The sequence below is a fragment of the Kitasatospora sp. NPDC058190 genome, assembly GCF_042883685.1.
In the GTDB taxonomy this organism is placed as follows: Bacteria; Actinomycetota; Actinomycetes; order Streptomycetales; family Streptomycetaceae; genus Kitasatospora.
This window is the reverse complement of sequence record NZ_JBHVVI010000144.1, coordinates 1-20,976: the sequence shown is the minus strand read 5'-3', so window position 1 is coordinate 20,976 and position 20,976 is coordinate 1. Positions and strand designations below refer to the sequence as shown.

The following is a 20,976-nucleotide window of genomic DNA, read 5'->3' as shown; positions in this document are numbered from 1 at the left end:
CGGCAACACACCCGAGACCTTGACCCCCCTCACCCTGGGGCCGGACAGGGACCACCAGGATGACCCCGACAGGGCCCGCGCCCGCGCAACCCGCGTGGCACGGGCCCTCTCGCGGTTACTCCGGAAGCCCCGGCCCCGCCAGGCCACCGATGTCCCGCCCGACGCCGTCACCTTCCGCGCCGAGCGCGTGACCACCGACGCCGCGATCACCACCGAGTTCAGGGCGCACGGAGGGCGGAGCCCAGGCGCAGGCCAGCGAGCCGCCGATGAGCCCGGGCAGCACGCCCAGGAAGAAGCCGCCGAAGTTGGCGACCGGCACGGAGAGCAGTGAGAGCAGGATCGCGGCGACCCCGGCGAAGATCCGCACCTGCCGCTGGAACCAGAGCGTGAAACCCAGCGTGATCAGCAGGCTCCCGATGAGGAGTGAGCCCGAGCCCGCGGTCGTGGAGAGTGCCAGGCCGAGACCGCCCAGGCTGAAGTGGGCGTAGGGGAAGGGGAAGTAGAGGATCGGCAGGCCGCCACCGAACGTCAGCAGTCCGGCCCAGAAGGGTCGGGTGCCGCGCCAGACCCGGAACTCCCAGCGGGCCGCGGCGATCGCCTCGCCCGGCCGGGACCACGGGGCCGTGGCCTTCTTCCACACGTGGCAACTCCCTGGGCAGTCAGTGGGATTGAGACGGATCACCGGGGCATCGGGCCAGTGGTCCGGCAGGTCAGAAGCACTCGTCCCGGCCGCGCACCAGCGACACGCCCAGCCCGGGAACATCGAAGCTGCCGGCCGCCACCGCGACCGCGGTCACCCGCACGTCGGTCAGCTTGATCGAACTTGCCTGCTGAGCCGGGCTGTTGGGGTTGAAGAAGCGCGAGTCCCGATCGCCCCGGCTGACTTCGCCCTTGGTGAGCGCTCCAGCGGCGACCCCGATGTCGAGGCGATGGGCGGTCGACTGGTCGGCCGCCAGGTGCTTCGAGTCGATGAAGAACTCCTTCGCGGTGGCCGCCCGCTTGTCGCCGGTGAGCCGCAGCGTGAAGGTGCCGAGCACCGGGATCGGGAAGACGGCGGACTGGCAGAGCCCGCGGATCGTGGCGGACTCGAACCCCGTGACCATGACCGGCACCGGGTCGTGCTCGCGGGTGAGGTCCACCGTGCCGTACAGACTGAAGCCCTCGGCATCGAGCTCGTCGGCGAAGAGCTTGAACTCCTCCCCGGAGATGAGGAACGACGCACCGAGCGCGTTCTGGGCCACCCCGACCACGAGGGCCGCGGTGGCCGCGAGACACGGCAGCAGGATGACGGCGAAGCGCTTCCAGCGGGTCCTGCCGAAGCGTTGCGACATGCCGTCCCTCTCTGACGTGGACCGCGACTCCCGAGCCGCTCGTGCGACCGGCCGGGAGCGGGCGCACGGGACACCGCACCGACTGCCCGACATCGAAAAAGACCAACACGGCCGATCATGCGATGCAGGAAATGGCTCCGCAAACCATTCACGCCCGGATCGGCGACCATGTCGCCGCACGTCACTCCAGCGGCCCATCGGCCACGACACCGGGGCGCGCTGATCAGCGCCGGTGGGACCAATGAGATCAGCCGATTGGCGGAGCCGCCCGGCCACCCGTGCTTCGACCGGCGCGTCCACCGGCTCCGCACCGTCGTCGAACACCGCTTCGACCGGCTCAGGCGATGGTGCGGCCCGGCGACCCGCCACGACGAGACCGCGAGCCCCACGGCCCGGCCGGCAGTGGCGGGACGCCTCGGGATCGCCGGTGCCGCAAGCCCGGAGAACCCCCGTCATCGCAGGTCGCAACGCACGTCCTCGTCTTCGAGACACCCGTCGGCCGTCACCGTTCCGTAGATCCGGCTTCAAATCAAGAGCACGTGTTTCACACATCCCCCTCATTGGGCGGCCCCGATGCTCTAGATTGATTTTCGCTTCGCACGGTCGGTCGCGAGGCGACGAACGATGATCTGCAGGTCCGGCGCTGCGGACGGCCCGAAGTCGCGTCCCCGGCGGCAGACGTGGGGTTGATCAGATCCTGGCGCCCGAGACGGGCCTCGAGTGTGGAGAGCAACCGTCGACGGTTTCCCGCGCACCTCGGGACTCCGGCCGGGCATGCGAGTCCGCCGACGCCTGGGCGGGACGTTCAAGTAGCGCTGCAACAAGCCGATTCGCCATTCGCTGGGGGGCTGGACCTCCCGGAGACAGGAACAGCGCGGCACGGGAGGCGTGGCCTCCCTAGGGGAGGAACAGGTGCGGGAGGCGCGAGCCTCCCGGGGGGAGGAACCGTGTGGAGCGAACACGTCGAACCCACTGGTGACCTGGAGAGGGCTGTGGAGCAGGGGGAAGGAGAGTTAGTCAGCCCGTTTCTACCGGCGCGGGGGCGTCCGAGGAACGGGACCATCAGCCGGCCCGAGATCGACTGGGAGCAGCAGTACCGCCGTACTGTGATCATCAGCGACACCGTGGCCACCGCCTTCGTGGTAGCGGCGATAGGCGGCTTCTTCGGGGTTCGGGACGCGGCCAACTGGCACGAGAAATGGGGAATCCTCGCCTTCGGCACCGAGCTGCTGGTGCTGGGCGCGCTTGCGATGACCCGGTCGTGGGCTCCGGCCGTGCTCGGCCAGGGCGCCGAGGAGTTCCGCCGGCTCGGCCGCGCCCTGTTCACGGCGGCCGTCGTCCTGGCGCTCGGCGGGATCGCCCTCACCTCGCACAACATCAAGCTCTGGATCTTCGTCGCGATTCCGGCGATCACGGTCGTCACCATGACCGAGCGGTATCTGCTGCGCCTCTGGCTGCACAAACAGCGCAACGTCGGACGGTGTCTGCGCCCGGTACTCGCTGCCGGGAGCCCGGCCACCGTGCGCGACCTGATCACCCGGACCCGCAAGTTCCCGCACCTCGGCTGGCGGGTGGAGGCGGTGTGCACGCCGTACGATCTCGGGCCGGGCGGTGACCGACTGGACGGAGTGCCGGTCGTCGGCCGACTGACGGACGTCGCCAACCACGTCCGCCGCGACGGCTACCGCGTCGTCGCGGTCACACCGGACCCGCACTGGACACCGGACCGGCTGCAGCGGCTGGCCTGGAACCTCGAAGGCGGCGACGCCGAGATGGTCGTGGCGCCGGTGCTGATGGAGGTGGCCGGCCCGCGGCTGCACGTCGACGCGGTGCTCGGGATCCCGATGCTGCGGGTCAGCATGCCGACCTTCACCGGGGGTCCCCGCGCGGTCAAGGAGGTCGTCGATCGACTGGGCGCCGCGGTCCTGCTGGTCCTGTTCGCCCCGCTGATGGTGATCGTCGGGCTGCTCGTGCGGGCGGACAGCCGGGGCGGGGCGTTCTACCGGCAGCACCGGGTCGGCAAGGACGGCCGTGAGTTCACCCTGGTCAAGTTCCGCACCATGGTCGTCGGGGCCGACCGGGCACGTGCCGAGCTGGCCGACCGCAACGAGGGCGCCGGCCTGCTGTTCAAGCTCCGCCGGGATCCGCGGGTGACCCGGGTGGGAGGAGTGCTGCGCCGGTACTCGATCGACGAGCTCCCGCAGCTCCTCAACGTGCTCACCGGCTCGATGTCGCTCGTCGGTCCGCGGCCTCCGTTGCCGGAGGAGTCCGCCGCGTACGGACCGGACATCCGGCGGCGGCTGCTCGTCAAGCCCGGGCTCACCGGCCTGTGGCAGATCAGCGGGCGCAGCGACCTGCCGTGGGAGGAGGCGGTCCGGCTGGACCTGCGGTACGTGGAGGACTGGTCGCTCGCCCTTGACGCGGTGATTCTCTGGAAGACGCTGCGTGCGGTGCTTCAGGGGCAGGGGGCCTACTGATGGGTGGGGGGCGTCGTCCGATCGGCGCGTGGATGGCCGGCCCGAAGGGCCTGCCCGAGGGGAGGAACGGGTCATGAGGATCAGCGTCCTGGGGCTCGGCTACGTGGGCTGCGTGTCGGCCGCGTGCCTGGCCAGTCTGGGGCACGAGGTCATCGGGGTGGACGTGAACCAGGTGAAGGTCGACCTGGTCAACGACGGCAAGGCCCCGGTGGTCGAGGAGCGGATCGGCGAGCTCATCGCCGAGGTCGTGCGGACCGGGGCGTTGCGCGCCACCGGCGACGTCCGCGAGGCGATCATGGGCAGCGAGGTGTCGCTGGTCTGCGTGGGCACGCCGTCGGAGCCCAACGGCAGCCTGTGCACCACGTACCTGGAGCGGGTCGCCGAGCAGATCGGTGCCGCGGTGGCCGAGCGGGGCGGGCGGCACACCGTGGTGTTCCGCAGCACCATGCTCCCGGGCACCTGCCTGAACCTGCTGGTGCCGATCCTGGAGAAGCACACCGGCGGCACGGCCGGGGTGGACTTCGGGGTCGCGGTCAACCCGGAGTTCCTGCGCGAGGGCACGAGCGTGCGGGACTTCTTCGACCCTCCCAAGACCGTCATCGGCGAGCTCGACCCGGCGAGCGGCGACGTGGTCGCGGCGCTGTACGACGGGCTCCCCGGCGAGGTGTTCCGGGTGCCGGTCCCGACGGCCGAGGCGATCAAGTACGCGGACAACGCGTTCCACGGCCTCAAGATCGGCTTCGCGAACGAGCTGGGCGCGGTGTGTCAGGCACTCGGGGTGGACTCGCACCAGGTGATCGACGTGTTCCTGGCCGACCGCAAGCTGAACATCAGCCCCGCGTACCTGCGGCCCGGCTTCGCCTTCGGCGGCTCCTGCCTGCCCAAGGACCTGCGCAGCCTGGTCCACGCGGCGCGGCGGGCCGACGTCTCGGTGCCCATCCTCTCCCACGTGCTGCCCTCCAACTCCGATCATCTGCAGCGCGCGGTGGAGCTGGTCGAGCGCACCGGCAGGCGCCGGGTGGGCCTGTTCGGCCTGTCCTTCAAACCCGGCACCGACGACCTCCGCGAGAGCCCGCTCGTCGAGCTGGCCGAGAGGCTCTTCGGCAAGGGCTACGACCTGCGGATCTACGACCCCAACGTGAGCCTCTCCCGGTTGCTCGGCGCGAACCGCGAGTACATCGAGACCCGGCTGCCGCACCTCGCGCAGCTGCTCGCGCAGTCCGTCGACGAGGTGCTCGACCATGCCGAGGTGTGCGTGGTCGGGACCAAGGACCCGGCCGTGCTGTCGGCCCTGCCCCACGGCGACGGCCCGGTGATCGTCGATCTCATCCGCCTTCCCGACGCCGAGGCGCGCCGGACCGAACCGGGGTACATGGGCCTTGCTTGGTGACACGTCGTTTCATGACACGGCCGGCGGCGACGGGCGGGCCCGTCGCGCGCTGATCCTGGTGGAGAACCTGTCCGTGCCGTTCGACCGGCGGGTGTGGCAGGAGTGCACGACGCTGCGCGACGCGGGCTGGACGGTGGACGTCATCTGTCCCCAGGGCAGCAAGCGGGACACGGAGCCGGAAGCGGAGATCGACGGGGTGCGGATCCACCGGTACCCGTTGCGCGCGGCCACCGGAGGGCCGGCCGGCTACCTGCGGGAGTACGGATCGGCGTTGTGGCACACGGCCCGGCTGGCCCGCAAGGTCGGCCCGGTCGACGTGGTCCACGCCTGCAACCCGCCCGACCTGCTGTTCCTGCCGGCCCTGCTGATGAAGCGGCGCGGCGCGCGGTTCGTGTTCGACCAGCACGACCTGGTGCCCGAGCTGTACCTCTCCCGGTTCGACCGCGGGAAGGACCTGCTCTACCGCGCCGTGTGCGCGCTGGAACGGCTGACCTACCGGGCCGCGGACGTCGTGCTCGCCACGAACGAGAGCTACCGGGACGTCGCACTGCGCCGTGGCGGTCGGCGGCCGGAGGACGTCTTCGTGGTGCGCAGCGCGCCCGACACCGACCGGTTCCAGCCGGTACCGCCCGAGCCGGAGCTCAAGCGCGGCAAGCCCCATCTGCTGTGCTACCTCGGCGTCATGGGCCCGCAGGACGGCGTCGACTACGCCTTGCGGGCCCTCGCGAAGCTGCGCGACGAGCTCGGGCGGACCGACTGGCACGCGGTGTTCGTCGGCGGCGGCGACACCTTCGACGCGATGGTGGAGCTGTCCCGGCGGCTCGGGCTCTCGGAGCAGGTGCAGTTCACCGGCCGGGTTCCGGACGCCGACCTGGTGCGCTACCTGTCCACCGCGGACGTGTGCCTCTCCCCCGACCCGCGCAACCCGCTCAACGACGTGTCGACCATGAACAAGGTCCTGGAGTACATGGTGATGGGCCGGCCGATCGTCTCGTTCGACCTCCGGGAGGCACGGGTCTCCGCCGGTGACGCCGCCCTCTACGCGCCCGCCAACGACGAGGCCGAGTTCGCCAAGCTCATCGCGCTGCTGATGGACGATCCGGAGAAGCGGGCCCTGATGGGCAAGCTCGGCCAGGAGCGGATCAACGGGCCGCTCTCCTGGCGCAACTCCCAGCGATCGCTGCTCGACGCCTACGCCGCCGCCTGCCGCAAGCCGCGGTCGGCGGGCTCCCCGGACCAGCCCGGGAGAAGGCCGCGCCGTTGAGCGACGAAACGATACGCCTGGTCACGATCGGTCGGATCCTCCGTCGGCGCTGGCGGCTTCTCGCCGTCCTCGCCGTGGTGGGTGCGCTCGTCGGTTACGGCACCTCCTTGCTGTTCCCGCCGAGTTACACGACGTCGGCATCGGTGCTGCTGCCGGGGGTGTGGCAGGACCGCGAGCTGCTGACCCAGGCGGAGATCGCGACCAGTTCGGTGGTGGTCGACCGGGCGGCCGCCACGCTCAACTGGTCCGGGGTCAGCGGCAGCAAGCTACAGGACCGGGTGAGTGCCAGCGCCGCCGACGGGAACATCATCAAGATCTCCGGGACGGCCGACACCCCGGAGCACGCCCAGCAACTCGCCGATCAGATGGCCCAGCAGTTCGTCACCTTCGCCGCGCGGGTCGCGGGCGACAGCACCGACCCCGAAGCGGCGCAGCCCGAGGCGCTGCGGCAGCTGGTGGTGCAGGCCAGCCGACGCATCACCGACCTGGCCGCCGCGGCCAATCCGGGGCAGACCGTGGACAGCGTGCAGACCCGCACCGATCTGGAGCAGCTGCGCAACACGTTGCAGGACGCCATCAAGAAGCTGGACCAGGTCGACCCGGCCGCCAACAAGGCCACCATGGTCGTCATGGGGTCGGCGGCCCGACCGTCCGCCGAGGCACCGCCGACGAGGACGCAACTCGTCGGCGCCGGGGCGCTGTTGTTCGTCCTGCTCGCGGTCATCGGCCATCTCGCCGCCGCACGGATGAGTCGACGGCTGCGCACCGAACCGGAGATCGCCGCGGCGCTGGGCTCGGCGCTCCTCGGCACCGTCGACGTACCCGGTGAACGGCGTGCGCACCGGCCGCAGGGCGGTGGTCCGCGGGCCCTGGTCCGCCGGCTGCTGGGCACCGACGTCCGGTGGGACCTGCCGACCCCGCACGCCTCCGGCGACGAGGCCGGCCGGCAGCTCCGCTACCGGCGGGTGTGCGCCCGACTCCGGGACCAACTGCCGGGCCCCCGACGGCTGTTGGTCGTCGTCCCGGTGGGCGACGAGACCGCCCGCCTCGCCGCCGGGCAGCTCGTCACCGAGGCGGGGGACGACCCGCTGCTGCGGGTGGTGGGGGTGCCGGTGTCCCGGCCGCTGCTGCCGGACCGCGACGACGCGTCCGGTGCCCTGGTCGTGCTCAGCGCGGGCAGCTGGACCGCGGGGGAACTCGCCGGCCTCGCCGGCGCGTGCGCGGACGCCGGGCACGAGGTCGTCGGCATCGTGCTCGCCGGCCCGGTCCGGGCCCGTCCGGCGCGGTCCGACGGCCGGCCTCCGGAGGTCGCCACGCCGGCGCTCGCGGTCGGCGACGACGCGGGGAGACGTTCGGAGTGACGACGAGTACGACGTCGGAGTCGTCGACCGCCGCTCCGCTGCTGGACCTCCAGGCGCTGGTGGTCGCGGTGCGCAGGCGGCGTCGCCTCTGGTGTTCCCTGGCGCTGATCGGGCTGCTGCTCGGCGCGGCGGTGGCGGTCCTGCGGCCGGCGCCGCCGACCGCGGTGACCAAGGTGCTGGTCGCGCACGAGGCGGACCAGCCGAACGACCCCGGAACGCTGATCCGCACCGACGTCGCCCTGCTGCAGACCACGGAAATCGCCGGTAGGGCTCTGAAGTCCCTCGGGTCCGCGGAGAAGCCGGAGGACTTCATGCCGGACTACGGGGGAATCGGCTTGACCAACAACCTGCTCCAGATCACCGTGACGGGTCACAGCGACGCGGAAGCGGTGGCCCGGGCCAAGGCGCTGGCCGAGGCGTTCGTCGCGGACCACGTCCGTCGGCTTCAGGACGCCGCGGACGCCGCGGCCAAGGCGCTGCTCGACCAGCGTGACCGGCTGCAGGAGGAACTCGCCCAGGTCGACAAGGCGATCGGAGACGCATCCTCGCAGAGCGGGCCCAAGGCGGCGGCGACCCTGAATTCGCTCTACGCCAGCCGGACCGAACTCGCCGCGCGGATCAGCGACTTCGGCCAGCGCGCCGCCGAGGCGAAGGTCGGCACGCCCCGGCTCGTCGCCGGCACCCAGATCGTGGACGCCCCGCGCGCGGTGCGGCAGTCCCTGCCGAAGACCGCCGCCACCGACGCCGCGATCGGGCTCGTCCTCGGGCTCGTCCTCGGGCTCGCGGTGGCCGCGGTCGGCGCGGTGGTGGCGGACCGCCCCGTGCTGCGCCGGGAGATCGCGGCGAACCTCGGCGCCTCGGTCATCGCGGAGCTGAGCGGCGTGCCCCGCAGGTCGGCCGGCCGGTGGCAGCGCCGACGGACCCGGGCGGCCCGGACGAGACTCACCGCGACCCTGGCCCGCACCGTGCGCGGCTCCACGGAAGCGGTGTCGCTGCTGGAACTGGGCTGCGCGCGCAGCACGTGCGCGATCGCCCTGGACCTCGCCGGGGCACTGGCGCAGGAGGAGGGGCCGGTGGTCGTCGTCGACGGTCTGCCCGGCCAACAGCTCGCCGACCGCCGCCCGAAGCCGGGGGACCCGACCGTGGTCCGCGGCGAGCGCGCCGAGGCCGTGCCACCTGAGGAACGCCGGCTCGGCGTCGGCTCGGTGGTACCCGGCACGGCGTGGACCGACCTGCGGTACCTCGGCACCAGGACCGTGCTCGTCGTACGTGCCGGGCACGGCAGCGCCGCCTGGCTGCACACCGTGGCGCGGCAGCTCGCGGACCAGCGCATACCGGTGCTCGGCGTGGTGCTGATCGACCCCGATCCGCGGGACCGGACCGACGGCACGCTGTGGGACGGGCCGCACACCGCGCTGCGCGGCCGGGACGGGCGGCCGGCCCGGCAGAACCGGACGGGTCGGCGGCGCACGGAACGACTACCGATGTGGACCGCACGGGTCCCGGACAGCGATCAGGAGGCGAGGTAGGACATGTGTGGCATCGCAGGCACGTACCGATGGCCGGACGGGAAGGTCGTGACCGACCTGCTCACCGATACCCTCGCCCACCGCGGCCCGGACGGGGCGGGCCGGTACAGCCACCCCGTCGGTGACGGCGAAGTGCACCTGGGGCACCGGCGGCTGGCCATCATCGACCTGTCCGAGACCGGCGCCCAGCCGATGGTCTCGGACGGCCTCGTCCTGACGTACAACGGCGAGCTGTACAACGCGCCCGAGCTGCGTGCCGAACTCGCGGCCGCCGGGGTGCGCTTCCGCGGCACCTCCGACACCGAGGTGCTGCTGGAGGCCTGGCGGCGCTGGGGCACGGACTGCCTGCCCCGGCTGCGCGGCATGTTCGCGTTCGGGGTCTTCGACGAGCGGACCGGTGAGCTGGTGCTCGCCCGTGACCAACTCGGCATCAAGCCGCTCTTCCTGGTCCGGCGCGGTGAGGGCCTGGTGTTCGCCTCCGAGCTCAAGGCGCTGGCCGCCGCCACCGGCGGGTCGCTGGAGGTGGACCACGCGGCGCTGGTGGCCTCGCTGCTGTACTACTGGGTGCCCGACTCCCGGTGCGCGTTCCGCGAAGCGGAGAAGCTGCCGCCGGGGAGCTGGCTGCGGTGCCGGCCCGACGGCCGGGTGGAGCGCGGCCGGTTCTGGCACCTGCGGGACGTCGCCGCCGAGGGCCGGGAGCGGGCCAGGGCCGGTGAGCGGCCGGATCTCGCCGCCATCGTCGAGGAGTCGACCCGACGCCACCTGCTCTCCGACGTACCCGTGGCGACCTTCCTCTCCGGCGGGCTGGACTCCAGCTACCTGACCGCGCTGGCGGCCCGCGACCATCCCGGGATCTCCGCCTACACGATCGGGTTCCGCGCCGAGGACGCCAGGTTCGAGGCGATGCCGGACGACCTCCGCTACGCCCGGCGGGTGGCCGAGCGGTTCGGCGTCGACCTGCACGAGATCGAGATCGCCCCGGACGTGCTCGACCTGCTGCCGCGGATGACGTACCACCTGGACGAGCCGATCGGCGACCCCGCCGCGATCAACACCTTCCTGATCTGCTCGGCGGCCCGGGAGGCCGGGGTCAAGGTGCTGCTCTCGGGGATGGGTGCCGACGAGCTGTTCGCCGGCTACCGCAAGCACCTGGCCAACCAGCTCGCGCTGCGCTACCAGCGCATCCCGCGGCCCCTGCGGCGCGGCCTGTCCGCGACCGTGGACCGGCTGCCGGTCGCCACGGCCCGCCGGGGGTTCCGGTCGGTGCGGTTCGCGAAGCGCTTCCTCTCCTTCGCCGATCTGCCGGAGGAGACGGCGTTCCGGCGCAGTTACACCATGTACGACCAGGACGAACTGCTCGCCCTGGTCAATCCGGACCTGGCCGGGACGGTCGAGGACGTGCTGACCGAGCACGCGGACGTCTACCAGGACAACGACCTCGACGACTTCGTCAACCGCATGTGCCTGGGCGACGCCCGGATGTTCCTGCCGGGCCTGAACCTCGCGTACACGGACCGCTCCAGCATGGCCGCGTCGACCGAGGTGCGGGTGCCGTACGTGGACGTCGAGGTGGTCAAGGCGGCGTTCGCCGTGCCCGGCGATCGCAAGATCGTCGGACGGCAGGGCAAGGCCGTCCTCAAGGAGGCGGCCACCTCGGTCCTGCCCCGGGAGATCGTGTACCGGCCCAAGGGCCTGTTCAGCGCCCCGCTGCGCGCCTGGATGAGCCGGGACCTGGCACCGCTGGTGCGCGAGGTGGTGCACGACGGCGTGCTCGTCAACTCCGGGCTGCTGCGCCGCGACGCGCTCGCGCGCATGGTCGCCGAGGACGCCGCCGGGCAGCGGGACTTCTCCAAGCACCTGTGGCACGTGCTGACCCTCGAGTACTGGTACCGCGACGCGACCTCGGGCTCCGGCCGCAGCGCCGACCTGACGGCGTAGAGCTCACTTGACCGCTGAGAAACACCGCTGAGAATCAAGGGGACTTCCGGTGAAACAGGTTGTGCAGAACTACAAGAGCGGCGAGCTGGCGGTCCTCGACGTGCCGGTGCCGGGGTGCAAGCCGGGCGGTGTGCTGGTCCGCAGCGCCTTCTCGCTGATCTCCACCGGGACCGAGATGATGAAGGTGTCCGAGGCCGGGATGTCGATGCTGGGCAAGGCCCGCTCCCGGCCGGACCAGGTGGCCAAGGTCATGCAGAGCGTGGCCACCAACGGGCTGCCCGCCACCTACCGCAAGGTGATGGGCAAGCTGGACTCCTACACGCCGCTGGGCTACTCGCTGTGCGGGGTGGTCGAACAGGTCGGCGCCGGGATCGACGACGTGAAGGTCGGCGACCTGGTGGCCTGCGCCGGCAACGAGCACGCGCTGCACGCCGAGCTGAACTGGGTGCCGAAGAACCTCTACGCCCCGGTGCCGGACGGCCTCGCGCCGCAGCACGCCGCCTTCGGCACCGTCGGGTCGATCGCCCTGCAGGGTGTCCGCCAGGGCGAGCCGCAGCTCGGGGAGGTGGCGCTGGTCATCGGCCTCGGGCTGATCGGGCAGCTGGTGGTGCAGCTCCTCGCCGCCTCGGGGGTGCGCGTCGTCGGAGCCGACCCCGACCCGGTGCGCTGCGAGCTCGCCGAGCGCCTGGGCGCCATGGCCTGCGGCGATCCCGGGTCCGCGGCCGTGAGGACCGCCGTCGCCGAGCTGACCGACGGTCACGGCGTGGACCAGGTGTACCTGGCCGCCGGCGGCGGCAGCAACCAACCCGTCGAGCTGGCCGCCGAGTTGGCCCGGGACCGGGGCCGGGTGATCGACATCGGCAAGTGCCGCCTGGACCTGCCGTGGAACGCGTACTACGAGAAGGAGCTCGACGTCCGGTTCTCCCGCTCGTACGGCCCCGGGCGCTACGACCCGTCGTACGAGCTGGAGGGGCGGGACTACCCGATCGGCTACGTGCGCTGGACCGAGCGCCGCAACCTGGCGTGCTTCCTCGACCTGATGGCCCGCGGCCGTGTCGACGTCGGCCCGCTGGTCTCCCACGTCGCCGACTTCGAGGACGCCGTGGAGACGTACCGGCGCCTGAAGGACGGCGAGTTGAAGGCCGTCACCGCGCTGTTCCGCTACCCCTCGGCGGAGGTGGAGGCGCCGGCCCCGAAGCTGGAGGTGCCCGCGGTGCGGCGCCCCGCCGCGCGGACCGCCCCGGCCCGTCGTTCCAAGTCCCCGGTGCGGCTGGCGTTCATCGGCGCGGGCAACTACGCGACCTCGATGCTGCTGCCGCACCTCGCGCAGCGCGAGGGCGTCGCGCTGTCCACCGTCGTCACCACCACGGCGCTGTCCGCCGCCAACGCCCAGCGCAAGTTCGGGTTCGCCCAGGCCACCAGCGACCTCGACGCCGTCCTCGGGGACGACTCGATCGACGCGGTCTTCGTGGTCACCCGGCACAGCTCGCACGCCGACCTGACCCGCAGGGCGCTGCTCGCCGGCAAGACGGTCTTCGTGGAGAAGCCGCTCGCCCTGAGCGAGGAGGAACTCGCCTCCGTGCTGGCCACGGTGGAGGAGTCCGGCAACGACCGGCTGCAGGTGGGCTTCAACCGCCGGTTCGCGCCGCTGCTGCGCGAGGCCAAGACCCGCCTGGGCGCCCGGAGCGGACCGGCGAGCCTGCGCTACCTGGTCAACGCGGGCCGCCTCCAGCACGGCAGCTGGTACCTCCAGCAAGGCGCCGAGGGCTCGCGGTTCGAGGGCGAGGGCGGGCACTTCATCGACACGGCGAGCTGGCTGCTGGGCGCCGACCCGGTCTCGGTGTACGCCGTCGCCCCGTCCGGCAACGAGGACCTCCAGGTCGTCCTGCGCTACCCGGACGGCTCCACCGCCACCATCAGCTACGTCACCTCCGGCGCACCCGCCTTCCCCAAGGAGACGCTCGACCTCCTCGCGGACGGCAAGGTGCTCAAGCTCGACGACTTCGTCCGCGCCTCGGTGTATTTCGAAAGCACAGCCGGCCGCAAGCGCTGGGTCAGCTCCCGGCTGCCCCAGGCCCGGGACAAGGGCCAGTCCAACGAGCTGGCCTCGTTCATCAGGGCGGTGCGCTCCGGCGGGCCGATGCCGGTGCCGCTGGAGTCGCTGGTCGCCACCACGGCGGCCACCCTGGCCGTGCAGGCGAGCCTGGCCGGCGGCGCGCCGGTGACCCTGGCGAGGTCGCTGTGACCATGAGCGCGGGCTGGTACCTGCGGCGCCTGTCGGCGATGGGGCCGCAGGAGGTCGCCGGCCGGGTGGGCGACGCGCTGCGCAGGCGGCGGTGGCGGTCGCTGACGCCGCCGGGCCCGGCCGTGACCGGTGCCCGGTTCACCGCCGTCCTGCCCGCCGGGGCGATCGACGCGGTGCCCGCGGACGCCGCCAAGCGGCTGGTCGCCCAGGCGGACCGGCTGATGGACGGCCACGCCGAGTTCTTCGGCGTGGAGCGCGAGGACATGGCGGCCCCGGACTGGTGGCTCGACCCGAAGACCGGGCGCCGGGCGCCGGGCGGCTACGCCTTCGACGTGCCGTACCGGGACGAGGACACGGTCGGCGACATCAAGCAGATCTGGGAGCCCTCCCGGCACCAGTACCTGACGGTGCTCGCCGCCGCCTACGCGATCACCGGCAACGAGCGCTACGCCGAGCGCGCGGCCGCTCACCTGCGCTCCTGGTGGCAGGCCAACCCGCCGCTGGAGGGCGTGCACTGGGTCAGCGGCATCGAGCTGGGCATCCGGCTGCTGTCCTGGGTGTGGGTGCGCCGGCTGCTGGAGGGCTGGTCGGGCGCGGCCGCCCTGTTCGAGGGCAACCCGACGGCGCTGCACCAGATCTGGCACCACCAGCGCTGGCTGGCCGCCTTCCCCAGCCGGGGCTCCTCGGCGAACAACCACGTCATCGCCGAGGCGGCCGGGCAGTTCGCCGCGGCCTGCGCGTTCGACTGGTACCCCTCCTCGCAGCGGTGGCGCTCGGACGCGCTGCGCTCGCTGGACCGGCACCTGCGCGCCAACACCTTCCTCTCCGGCCTCAACCGGGAGCTGGCCACCGAGTACCACGGGCTCGTCCTGGAGCTCGGCCTGGCCGCGGTGGCCGAGGCGGACACCGCCGAGGTGCCCGTCCCCGCCACCGTCCGGCTGGTACTGCTGCGGATGACCGACGCGCTCGCGGCCGTGGTGGACAACCGGCTGCGGCCCCCGCGCCAGGGGGACGCGGACGACGGGCACGGCCTGGTCCTGGACGGCGCGGGCACCGACCGCTGGGCCTCGCTGCTGGCCACCGGCGGCGCCGTGTTCGGTCGTCTTCCCTGGTGGCCGGCGGTGACCGGCGCCGATGTGCGCACCCCGCTGCTGGCCGCGCTCATCCGGCCGTACGGAACAGTCGGAACGGTGTCCCGCCCGGCGAGCCGGCCGGTCCACTTCCCGGACGCGGGGATGAGCATCCTGCGCGTCGGGGAGGAGATCTGGTGCCGCTGCGACGGCGGCCCGCACGGGTTCCTGTCCATCGCCGCGCACGGCCACGCGGACGCCCTGTCCGTGGAGGTCCGCCACGACGGCGTCGAGGTGCTCGCCGACCCGGGGACGTTCTGCTACCACGGGCAGCCCGAGTGGCGGCGCTACTTCCGCTCGACCCTGGGCCACAACACCCTGGAGCTGGACGGCCGGGACCAGTCCGCCTCGGGCGGCCCGTTCCTGTGGACCCGTCACGCCCGCACCCGCGTCCTCGTCGCGGACACCTCCGACCCGACCGTGGCCCGCTGGTGCGCCGAGCACGACGGCTACCTGCCCTCGGCGCACCGCCGCCGGGTGGAGCTGACCGCCACGAGCCGGGAGCTGCGAATCGTCGACGAGGTGCGCGGCCCGGGCGGCGCCGTACGCCTGGCCTTCCACCTCGGCCCGGCGATCGCCGCGGACCTGACGGGGAACCGGGCCGTCCTGACCTGGACCCGCGACGGCGAGGACCGCTCCGCGGTACTCGACCTGCCCGGGCAGCTTTCCTGGCAGGCGCACCGCGGCGAGAGCGAGCCGCCGCTGGGCTGGTACTCCGCCGGCTTCGGACGCAAGGAACCCGCCACCACGCTGATCGGCACCGGCTTCGCCGACGGCGGGCAGGGGTTCACCACCGTGCTCGGGTTCCGGGGCTAGGGGGGAGGGTGGGGATCAAGAGGCGGCACTGGGGGGCGCTGGCGTCGGTCCTGCTACTGGCGACCGGCTGCACGAGCGGTTCGGACGCCCGGCCGGAGCCGACCGCCACGCCGTCCGGGGCCGTGGCCGCGGCCCGGGTGTGCGCCAACCCCGGGGCCGGGCCGGCGAACGCGCCGGCGGGCGCGGTGACGGTCGACCCGGCGGTGGTCGGTGACCTGGCCGCGAAGACCAGGAGCAGCCCCCCGAACACCACGTTCTGGCTCCAACCGGGGACACACACGCTCGACTCGGACCGGTACGCCCAGGTCGTCCCCAAGGAGGGGGACAGCTACCTCGGCGCGCCGGGCGCGGTGCTCGACGGCCGGAAGACCAACGAGTACGCGTTCAGCGGTGGCGCCGCCGACGTCACCATCCGCTACCTGACCGTGCAGGGTTTCGTCGCGCCGCAGAACGAGGGCGTGGTCAACCACGACTCGGCCGACGGATGGGTGATCGAGCACGCGACGATCCAGAACAACTCCGGCGCCGGGCTGATGGCCGGTGCCCGTCAACGGGTCCGCGCCAACTGCCTGCGCGGCAACGGGCAGTACGGCATCAACGCGTACAAGACCGGTGCCCCCGTCAGCGATCTGGTGGTCGAGGGCAACGAGATCACGGCCAACGACACCGACCAGTGGGAGCAGCGTCAGCCGGGCTGCGGCTGCACCGGGGGCGTCAAGTTCTGGGCCGTCAACGGCGCCGACGTACGCGGCAACTGGGTGCACGACAACCGCGGACCCGGATTGTGGGCGGACACCAACAACAACGACTTCCGCATCGAGGACAACGTGCTGGAGGCCAACGACGGTGCCGCGCTGATCTACGAGACCAGTTACAACGCGGTCATCCGGAACAACACGATCCGGCGGAACGACTGGATCGAGGGCCGCAATGCCGCCGACCGCGGCGACAACTTCCCGTACGCGACCGTCTACCTGTCCGAGTCCGGCGGCGAACCACGGATCCCGGCCCGCACGGACAAGATCGAGATCTACCGGAACGTGCTGGAGGACAACTGGTCCGGGATCACCCTGTGGGAGAACGCCGACCGGTTCTGCAACAGCCCGGCCAACACCTCGTCGGGTGACTGCACCTTGCTGGTGAAGAAGACCGACAGCTGCGCCCAGCCGACGATCGCCACCCCGCCGCTCTACTCCGACTGCCGGTGGAAGACCCAGCGGGTGGACATCCACGACAACCGCTTCACGCTGGACCCGTCCGTCGTCGGGTGCACGGTCAAGTGCGGCCGCATGGCGCTCCTGGCCAACTACGGCACCTATCCGGACTGGTCCCCGTACAAGGGCGAACCGGTGGCCGAGGCGATCACCGGCAAGCAGCAGAACCGCTGGCACGACAACTCCTACCTCGGACCATGGAGCTTCGTCGCCCACGACCCGAGCCGGGCGCTCGACTTCGGGCAGTGGCGGGGCACGCCGTACCAGCAGGACGCGGGCAGCACCTTCCAGCCACAGGCCGGTGGTTGAGATGGCCCGGGACCTCACGCAGGCCGGCCCGCCGAAGACCGTCGAGCTGGTCTGGGGGCTGCTGATCCTCAACACGCTCGGCTCCGCCGGGGCACAGACCATCATCCCGCTGCCCCGCTCCCTCATCCAGATGGCCACCATGGGCGCGCTGGTCTCCGCGTTCGTGCTGGCGCTCGTCCTCAATCTCCGACTGCGCGTCCGGCCCAGCGCCTTCCTGTTCCTGCTCACCCTGATGCTGGTGCTGAGCGTGATCTCCAGCGCGAACCTGCAGTCCGGGTTCGGCGCGCTGTTCCGCTGCTTCCGGCTGGCGCTCTTCGTCGGCACGCTGTGGCTGCTCAGCCGCTGGTGGGACGGCAGCCAGACGTTCGTCCGCCACCACATCCGGATGTACTTCGCGGTGCTCGCGACGGTGGCCGCCGGCCTGGTCGTCTCACCGGGCGCGGCCATGCCCGAGCTCTACGGCGGTCGGCTGGTCGGCGCGCTGTGGCCGCTCACCCCGCCGCAGATCGGACAGTACGCCGCGGTGATCATCGGACTCACCGTGCTGCTCCTCCTGGACCGCCGGACCACCGGGGTCAGTGCGGCGGCGGTCATCGTGCCGTCACTCGTCCTGCTCGCGTTGACCCACACCCGGACGGCCACGCTCGGCCTGATCATCGGCCTGGCGTTGGCGATCGGCTCGCTCATCCTGACCAGCGCCGCCGCCCGCCGGTTCTTCGCCTGGGCGGTGCTGTGCGCCACCGTGGCCGCGGTGGGCCTGAGTTCGCTGCTCCAGGCGTGGTTCCTGCGCGGACAGACCCAGGAGAACTTCTCCAACCTCACCGGTCGGGCCAAGGTCTGGGACGCCCTGCTGGCAGCGCCCCGGACGACCACGGAGCAGGTGTTCGGCATGGGCCTGGGCGACAAGTCGTTCGGCGGGCTGCCGATCGACAACAGCTGGCTGGCCGTCTACAACGAACAGGGTCTGGCCGGCGTCACCATCGTGGCGGCGGTCTTCATGGTGCTGGGCGGCGCCGCCTTGCTGCGGCCGCCCTCGCTGGCGAGGGCCTGCGCGATCTTCCTGATCAGCTACTGCGCGATCGCCTCGTACACCGAGGCCGGGCTGGGCGACGCCTCGCCGTACCTGCTCCATCTGACCGTGGCCGCCTCGCTGCTGGCGGCACCTGCCGCGGCCGCGCCCCGCTCGGCCCCCGCAGTCCCTCGACGCCGCACACCGCATTGGGCCCAGAGATCGGAGGGAACCTGAACATGCACGTCCTCGTGGTGCACAACCGCTACAACTCGGCGCAGCCGAGCGGGGAGAACAAGGTCGTCGACCAGGAGGTGGGGCTGCTGCGCGAGGCCGGCCACCGGGTCGAGGTGTTCGAGCGGCGCAGCGACGACATCGCCGCCCGGTCCCTGCTGGGCAAGGCCGCGGTGCCGCTGCTGGTGCCGTGGAACCCGGCGGTCCGCGCGGAGCTCGCCGCCCGGCTGCGCACCGAGCGGCCGGACGTGGTGCACGTCCACAACGTCTTCCCGCTCCTGTCGCCCGCGGTGCTGGCCGCCTGCGCCGACGCCGACGTGCCCGCCGTCGCCACACTGCACAACTACACCCAGATCTGCCCGCCGGGCACGCTGCAGCGGGACGGCCGGCCGTGCACCGAGTGCGTCGGGGGCTCGCCGCTGCCCGCCGTCCGGCACGGCTGCTACCGCGGCTCCCGGCTGGCGACGGTGCCGCTCGCGGTCAGCCTGGCGGTCAACCGGCGGCGGTGGTGGTCCGGCGTGGAGCGGTTCTTCTGCATCTCCGCGGCGCAGCGCGACGTCCTGTCACGGGCCGGCCTGCCGGCCGAGCGGCTGGCGGTGAAGCACAATTTCGTGCCCGACCCCGGCACCCGCCGGACGGGCGCGGGCGAGCACCTGCTCTATCTCGGCCGGCTCGCGGAGGCCAAGGGTGTGCGGCTGCTCATGGCCGCGTGGGACGAGATCGCCGCGGACGGCGGTGTGGGCGTGCCGCTCGTGGTCGCCGGCGCGGGGCCACTGGAGCGGGAGGTGACCGCCTGGGCGGCGGGCCGGGACGACGTGCGGTACGTCGGCCTGTACGACCAGGCCCAGTGCCGGCAGGCCGTCGCGCGGTCGGTCGCCGTGGTGGCCCCCTCGACGTGGCTGGAGGCGTTCGGCCTGGTGGTCGTGGAGGCGATGGCGGCCGGGGTCCCGGCCGTCGCCGCCGGTCACGGCGCCTTCGTCGAACTCGTCGAGGACGGGGTGACCGGGCTGCTGCACCAGCCGGGCGAGGCGGCCTCGCTCGCGTCCTGCATCCGCCGGATCACGGCCGTGCCGGAGCGCAACCGGGAGATGGGCCGGGCGGCCCGGCACCGTTACGAACAGGGGTTCAGCCCGGCCGTCGGGCTGGAGCGCCTGGTGGAGGGGTACCGCACCGCGATCGCGGTGCGGTCCGGCGGCGCGGACGGCGCGCCGCCGGTAGGGAACGGAAACGCTGGCTCGCGGCGGGGCACCCGCGCGAGCAGGATTGGGGGCAGTCAATGACACGATGCCGACTCTGCGGCTCGGCGGCGATGGGCAGCGTCGTCGATCTGGGGGCGACCCCGCCGTGTGAGAGCTTTCTCGCCGCTGACCAACTGGACCGGCCGGAGCCGGCGTACCCGCTGCACCTGCGGGTCTGCACCGACTGCTGGCTCGCGCAGATCCCTCCGCTGATCACGCCGGAGGAGACGTTCACGCAGTACGCGTACTTCTCCTCCTACTCGACCTCCTGGGTGGAGCACGCCCGCACGTTCGTCGCCGACGCCGTCCAGCGGCTGGGTCTCGGCCCCGACGCCTTCGTGGTCGAGGTCGCGAGCAACGACGGGTACCTGCTCAGGCACGTGGTGGACCGGGGGATCCGCTGCCTCGGCATCGAACCGTCGGTGAACGTCGGCGCCGCGGCGCGGGAGGCGGGTGTGCCCACGCTCACGGCGTTCCTGGACCCGGACACCGGCTCGTCCGTCCGCGCCGAGCACGGCCCGGCGGACCTGGTCGTGGCCAACAACGTGTACGCGCACATCCCCGACGTGGTCGGGTTCACCCGGGGGCTGCGCGCCCTGGTGTCCGACGACGGCTGGGTCTCCATCGAGGTGCAGCACCTGCTGACCCTGATCGAGGAGAACCAGTACGACACGATCTACCACGAGCACTTCCAGTACTACACGGTCGCGTCCGCGACCCGGGCGCTGGCGAGCGGCGGACTCACGCTCGTGGACGTCGAGCTGCTGCCCACCCACGGCGGCTCCATCCGGCTGTGGGCCCGGCCGACCGAGGCGGCCGGCGAGCCGAGCCGGCGGGTGGCCGACGTGCTGGACCGGGAGAAGGCCGCCGGGCTCCAGGAGCTGTCCGGGTACACGGAGTTCTCCGCCCGGGTGGCCAAGGTGCGCCGGGACCTCCTGCGGTTCCTCATCGACGCGGCCGAGCGCGGCGAGACGGTCGTCGGCTACGGCGCCCCGGGCAAGGGCAACACCCTGCTCAACCACTGCGGCATCCGGCCCGACCTGCTCCCGTACACGGTCGACCGGAACCCCTACAAGCACGGCCGGTTCACCCCGGGCACCCGCATCCCGATCCTGCCGCCCGAGCGGATCAGCACCGACAAGCCGGACTACGTCCTGGTCCTCCCGTGGAACCTGCGGGCCGAGCTGGTCGAGCAGTTGTCCTTCGTGCACGAGTGGGGTGGCCGACTGGTCTTCCCCATCCCGGAACTGAGCATTGTCGAGGTCAAGGCTTGACTCCTCCCCCTCCCGAAGGGAGGGGGATTCCCCTCAGCCTCGCGGCTGAGCCGCTGCGCGTGTGCGCTGCGGTGGGACGACTTCCTGCTTCATCGACGACCGCCCGCCCGGAGTACTCCGTTGAGGTCTTACACCGTCTCCACAGGCTGCAACCGCCAGTCCGGCGGCAAGGCCTAGCGCTTCCACGGCGCCGGTCTCGGACGTCCCCGTGCTCGTG

Annotated in this window: 14 protein-coding genes and 1 pseudogene; 12 read left to right on the top strand and 3 right to left on the bottom strand. The window is 72.3% G+C overall.

Annotation, left to right across the window (positions count from 1 at the left end):
- Positions 1–115: 115 nt before the first annotated feature.
- Positions 116–640 (bottom strand): DUF6114 domain-containing protein, encoded by a 525-nt coding sequence (locus tag ACFVWU_RS39080; protein WP_387630084.1) that lies wholly within the window; start codon positions 638–640, stop codon positions 116–118.
- A gap of 70 nt (positions 641–710) precedes the next feature.
- Complete coding sequence (locus tag ACFVWU_RS39075) at positions 711–1,331, bottom strand: DUF6230 family protein (protein WP_387630081.1); 621 nt, start codon at positions 1,329–1,331, stop codon at positions 711–713.
- A 992-nt stretch (positions 1,332–2,323) separates the two neighbouring features.
- Between ACFVWU_RS39075 and ACFVWU_RS39070 the strand changes: the two genes are divergently transcribed.
- From ACFVWU_RS39070 to ACFVWU_RS39015, 12 genes are all read left to right on the top strand, one after another.
- Complete coding sequence (locus tag ACFVWU_RS39070) at positions 2,324–3,808, top strand: sugar transferase (RefSeq protein ID WP_387630087.1); 1,485 nt, start codon at positions 2,324–2,326, stop codon at positions 3,806–3,808.
- Between the two features lie 73 nt (positions 3,809–3,881).
- Positions 3,882–5,198: a nucleotide sugar dehydrogenase gene (locus tag ACFVWU_RS39065; protein ID WP_387630079.1), complete on the top strand. Its 1,317-nt coding sequence runs from the start codon at positions 3,882–3,884 to the stop codon at positions 5,196–5,198.
- Positions 5,188–6,462 (top strand): glycosyltransferase family 4 protein, encoded by a 1,275-nt coding sequence (locus tag ACFVWU_RS39060; RefSeq protein WP_387630076.1) that lies wholly within the window; start codon positions 5,188–5,190, stop codon positions 6,460–6,462. Before ACFVWU_RS39065 ends, ACFVWU_RS39060 begins: the two co-directional genes overlap by 11 nt.
- On the top strand, positions 6,459–7,823 hold the full coding sequence (locus ACFVWU_RS39055) for a Wzz/FepE/Etk N-terminal domain-containing protein (RefSeq protein ID WP_387630074.1): 1,365 nt from the start codon (positions 6,459–6,461) through the stop codon (positions 7,821–7,823). The genes ACFVWU_RS39060 and ACFVWU_RS39055 overlap by 4 nt, the downstream gene beginning before the upstream one ends.
- Complete coding sequence (locus ACFVWU_RS39050; RefSeq protein WP_387630071.1) at positions 7,820–9,352, top strand: Wzz/FepE/Etk N-terminal domain-containing protein; 1,533 nt, start codon at positions 7,820–7,822, stop codon at positions 9,350–9,352. The genes ACFVWU_RS39055 and ACFVWU_RS39050 overlap by 4 nt, the downstream gene beginning before the upstream one ends.
- A gap of 3 nt (positions 9,353–9,355) precedes the next feature.
- A complete protein-coding gene (asnB, locus tag ACFVWU_RS39045; RefSeq protein ID WP_387630068.1) occupies positions 9,356–11,290 on the top strand; it encodes an asparagine synthase (glutamine-hydrolyzing) in 1,935 nt (644 codons plus the stop codon).
- Between the two features lie 49 nt (positions 11,291–11,339).
- A complete protein-coding gene (locus ACFVWU_RS39040; protein WP_387630066.1) occupies positions 11,340–13,535 on the top strand; it encodes a bi-domain-containing oxidoreductase in 2,196 nt (731 codons plus the stop codon).
- Positions 13,532–15,481 carry an alginate lyase family protein gene (locus ACFVWU_RS39035; protein ID WP_387630063.1) on the top strand — a complete coding sequence of 650 codons (1,950 nt, stop codon included), beginning with the start codon at positions 13,532–13,534 and terminating at the stop codon, positions 15,479–15,481. The genes ACFVWU_RS39040 and ACFVWU_RS39035 overlap by 4 nt, the downstream gene beginning before the upstream one ends.
- Positions 15,482–15,489: 8 nt before the next feature.
- Positions 15,490–17,004, top strand: coding sequence for a right-handed parallel beta-helix repeat-containing protein (locus ACFVWU_RS39030; protein ID WP_387630061.1), 1,515 nt, complete (start codon positions 15,490–15,492; stop codon positions 17,002–17,004).
- A 1-nt stretch (position 17,005) separates the two neighbouring features.
- A complete protein-coding gene (locus ACFVWU_RS39025) occupies positions 17,006–18,250 on the top strand; it encodes an O-antigen ligase domain-containing protein (RefSeq protein WP_387630059.1) in 1,245 nt (414 codons plus the stop codon).
- Between the two features lie 2 nt (positions 18,251–18,252).
- Entirely contained in the window at positions 18,253–19,527 is a 1,275-nt protein-coding gene (locus ACFVWU_RS39020; protein WP_387630056.1) for a glycosyltransferase, read from the top strand.
- Positions 19,524–20,759: a class I SAM-dependent methyltransferase gene (locus ACFVWU_RS39015; protein ID WP_387630054.1), complete on the top strand. Its 1,236-nt coding sequence runs from the start codon at positions 19,524–19,526 to the stop codon at positions 20,757–20,759. Before ACFVWU_RS39020 ends, ACFVWU_RS39015 begins: the two co-directional genes overlap by 4 nt.
- Before the next feature lie 33 nt (positions 20,760–20,792).
- Here ACFVWU_RS39015 and ACFVWU_RS39010 read toward each other — a convergent pair.
- Positions 20,793–20,976, bottom strand: a pseudogene (locus ACFVWU_RS39010) (hypothetical protein); the annotation flags it as partial.

Excerpts from the sequence above, each read along its gene's own strand:
- ACFVWU_RS39075 (WP_387630081.1), bottom strand. The coding sequence starts at position 1,331 with ATGTCGCAACGCTTCGGCAGGACCCGCTGGAAGCGCTTCGCCGTCATC.
- ACFVWU_RS39065 (WP_387630079.1), top strand. The coding sequence starts at position 3,882 with ATGAGGATCAGCGTCCTGGGGCTCGGCTACGTGGGCTGCGTGTCGGCC.
- asnB (WP_387630068.1), top strand. The coding sequence starts at position 9,356 with ATGTGTGGCATCGCAGGCACGTACCGATGGCCGGACGGGAAGGTCGTG.
- ACFVWU_RS39025 (WP_387630059.1), top strand. The coding sequence starts at position 17,006 with ATGGCCCGGGACCTCACGCAGGCCGGCCCGCCGAAGACCGTCGAGCTG.
- ACFVWU_RS39020 (WP_387630056.1), top strand. The coding sequence starts at position 18,253 with ATGCACGTCCTCGTGGTGCACAACCGCTACAACTCGGCGCAGCCGAGC.
- ACFVWU_RS39015 (WP_387630054.1), top strand. The coding sequence starts at position 19,524 with ATGACACGATGCCGACTCTGCGGCTCGGCGGCGATGGGCAGCGTCGTC.